We start from the raw sequence: 3,528 nt of genomic DNA, 5'->3' as shown, positions 1-3,528 counted from the left end.
CCGTCCGAGTAGCTGCCGTACAGCGACACCTGGTAGCTGTTGGACAGGCCCGAGCCGCTGAAGCCGCTGACCCATTGCTGGCCCGACGTGTAGCCCACCGCCACGCCGGCCAGCACCGTCTCGGTGATCCGCCGGTCGAGGCCGGCGGCGAAGCCGCCGAGATTGTAGGTCACCGCCCCCGTGCCGGTGCCGGCCCCGACCGAGCCGACGCCGCCGACACCGCCGCCCCAGGCGCCCCACCTGGCCGGCGCCGTGGTATCGCAGGCACTCTCGACGTCGCAGGCTTCCGCCAGCGCCACGCGGCTGCCACCGCCATTGCTGCGGCTGCCGCCGCCGGCCTGGGACAGGAAGCTGTTCATGAACATCTGCGCCGCCTGCGTCATCGACGTCGAGAAGGCCGCGTAGTTCTGACCGCTCAAGGCGTTCAGCACTGCCGGCATCTGCGCCGGGTTCAGGGTCGCCAGCGTGCCCAGCACGGTCGAGAAGTCGCCGCTCGCCGTCGTCGCCCCGACATTGAGCGCGTTCGCCACCGCGAGCTGCGTCGGCGTCTGCGCCGCTGAGTTGAAGTTGCCCACCTGCAGGGTGAGATAGACGTCGTTGGCGTCGTAGCTGAGGCTCGGGGTGAGGAACTGGGTGCCACCCACCACGGAAGCGTACGTGCCGGTCACGCCGCCATTGGCGCGGACGATCGTATAGGTCGTGCGTGCGCCGTAAGTGCCGGGCAGGACATTCGCCAATACCGTGCCGCCCTGGAGGTTGGCCGTGCCCGCAATCGAAAGCTGACCGCTCTGCCCCGCCGGATTGACCTGCGTGTAGAGCGTGCCGCCGGCCGCCTGCGTGTAGTTGCCGCCGACGCTCAGCGCGCCATAGGGACCACCCGGCGCGACCATGCCGGCATTAGTAAGACTGCCCGCGATGGTGCCGGTGCCCGCGAGCCCGCCGCCGCTGCCCACGCTCGCGTCGCCGGCCACGCTGCCGGTCAGCGTAAGCAGCCCGCCCGCCACCATCGTCTGCCCGCTATAGGTATTGGCGCCGCTCAGGGTCTGCGAGCCGCCGAGGAGCACAAGGCCACCGCCGTTGCCACCATCGGCGATGATGCCGGAGAAGGTGCCGCTGGCATTGGTGAGGACGAGGTTCTTGGCACCGAGATCGACCCGCCCCGAACCGGTCAGCGCCTGGAGACCGGCGCCCGAGGTTGTCACGCCAGAGATGTCGAAGGTGCCGTCGTTGGCGAGACCGCTCGAGGCGACGATACTGCCCGAGCCGACGAGGTTGAGCCGGGCGCCGGCCTGGACCGTGGTCGCGCCGCTATAGCTGTTGGCGCCGCTCAGGCCCTGCGTGCCGCCGGCGATGGTGAGGCCGCCACCGCGGCCTGGATAGAATCCGCTGTCCTCGATCCTGCCCGAGAAGGTGCCGCTGGCGTTGGTGAGGACCAGGGTGTTGGCGCCGAGATAGGTCGTGCCCGAGCCGGTGAGCGCATTGATGCTGACCGGCGCCCAGGCGCGAGAGATATCGAGGATGCCGTCGTTCGCGACGCCACTCGATGCGGCGATGCTTCCGGGACCCGATATCAGCAGCTGCCCACCCGAGGCGATCTGCGTCGCCCCGGTGTAGGTGTTGGTGGCGCTCAGCTGCACGTCGCCGCCATTGCCGATCTGCACGCCACCCGGTCCCGAGATCACGCCCGCCAGGCCCAGCGGCACGTTGGAACTATCCACGATCAGCGGACCGCCGGCTGTCGTCACCAGGTTGGCGTCGGTGACGAAATAATAGGTGTAGCCGATGACGCGATCGCTGAGATCGAACATCACCGAGTTCTGCATGAAGAAGGGGATGCCGATGGTGTTGCTTGGATTGCTTCCACCACTCTCGACGGTGTAGGCAGGACCGTCGGTCAGCGTCGAAGTCGAAGTTGGCAGGCCGGGGATCGAGGCGCCGCTCGGAGTCGCGCCGACGATCGAGATCCTGCCCGTGGTCGCGCTGGGATAGTTGCCGTTCAACTCGAAGTTTCTCGTCCCAGTGTCCAGCAATCCGGGAACCGTAAAGGTCGTCGTCGAACCGCCAGTCGTCAGCGCCACCGTGAAATTCGCGCCATCTGTTGGCGCTGAATTGTTGCCGGTGCCGCTGCCGTAGGGATTGGGAAAGGAAGGCGTCGCCGACGTCGACGAAGTCCATGGCACCAAGCCGGAAAGCGCCGGATTTTGCGACGGCAGGCCGACCGGCGCGAACTGGCCGATGAGCTGTGGCGTCAAACCGACGGTCACACACGGACTGCATGATGTGACCGGCTGGGTCTGGCCGCCGATCGTGACGGTCTGGGTACCGTACGGCGTATTCGAGCCGTGGGAAGCGTAAGGATTAGCCGGATTGGGCTGGCCATTGGCCGCCACGATGTAGCCCTGACTCACTGCGCCGGACACGATTGTCTGCCCGAGCACGCCTCCAGAGACGTAGCAGGTCGATCCCGAGCACCCCTTGTTCAGCAAGTCGACCGCGTCGCGCGCTCCAAACACGCCGTAGAACAATCCTTCCTGAGGCGGACCTGCGGACGGATTGTTGAAGTAGCTCGGAAAGCTGTCGTTAATGCCGATACTGGGGTCGGTGTAGCTGTAGACGGCGTTGATCTGAAATCCCGGGGAGGCGGTGAACGTAGCCGCCGGCGTCGCCGAACCCGCCGCATAAAAACTGAGCGTCGGTACCTGGACGATATTGCCGGTATACCCCCGGCAGCTGTCGCGCGTGCTGCCGGAGTAGCAAAGCTGAACTCCGTTGCCGTTGGCGACAGTGGAGGCTGGAACGGTTGCCCCAGCGAAATTATTCCAGGTGTTGGGATTGTAGGCCGCGTTGAACAGCGTCGATCCGGTGTCGAACAGATAAGGCTGTGCCGGGCCACCATTGATGCCGACATTGATCTCGAGGCGCGGCTGGTTCGTGTTGCGGTCGTAGACATATGACAGCGGGATATTGGTCGACTGCGTCGGCGTGCCTGTCTGGCCGAACGCGGCAGGGTTCGCGCTGCAGGCTAGCGCGAACCCGACAAGGGCCGTCGCAATTCGTTGCATCGATCTGCGGGCAGCCCACCGGCTCCGCAGAGAGAGCAGCACGGTCGTGACGATGCCAGGCCGCAGCGGGTATTCCTGAACGTGCGACATCGCCTCGCTTCTCTGATCTCGGGTGGCTACCACGTCATCCTGACGCCGGCGGTGAAGGCGTGGCTGGAGTCGGAGCCGGACAGCAGGCCCTCGTAGCGGGCGTAGAGCGAGGTGGCCTGGGCGATGGCGGTGCTGGCGCCCATCCCCACCAGCAGGCCGTCGCGCTGGGGCGAGAGGCCGTAGGTCGTGAACGAGGTCGACGGTGCTCCCGCCAGCGTCGCCGACACCGGCAGCGAGGTGGAGGCATATTCGTGGCTCCAGCCCAGCTTGACCTGCAGCGCCAGCGGCTCGCCCCAGCCCAGCTGCGCCGTCCCCGCCAGCTGCGCCCCCAGCACCGAGCGCAGCGAGTTGGTCGTCTGCGGCGCCACCGTCAGGT

2 protein-coding genes are annotated in these 3,528 nt (G+C 66.8%); both read right to left on the bottom strand.

Translation table 11 applies throughout. The features are described 5' to 3' along the window. Positions 1-3,152 (bottom strand): autotransporter outer membrane beta-barrel domain-containing protein (locus B5D62_RS33615; protein ID WP_085938249.1); only part of this gene is annotated, 3,152 nt, incomplete at its 3' end. 26 nt (positions 3,153-3,178) lie between these two features. After that, the coding region (locus tag B5D62_RS32445) for an autotransporter outer membrane beta-barrel domain-containing protein (RefSeq protein ID WP_139374219.1) at positions 3,179-3,528 on the bottom strand (350 nt) is incomplete at its 5' end.

The organism is Enhydrobacter aerosaccus (genome assembly GCF_900167455.1).
In the GTDB taxonomy this organism is placed as follows: Bacteria; Pseudomonadota; Alphaproteobacteria; order Reyranellales; family Reyranellaceae; genus Reyranella; species Reyranella aerosaccus.
Note: the sequence above shows the minus strand (reverse complement) of the source record. Positions and strands in the feature narration are given on the sequence as shown.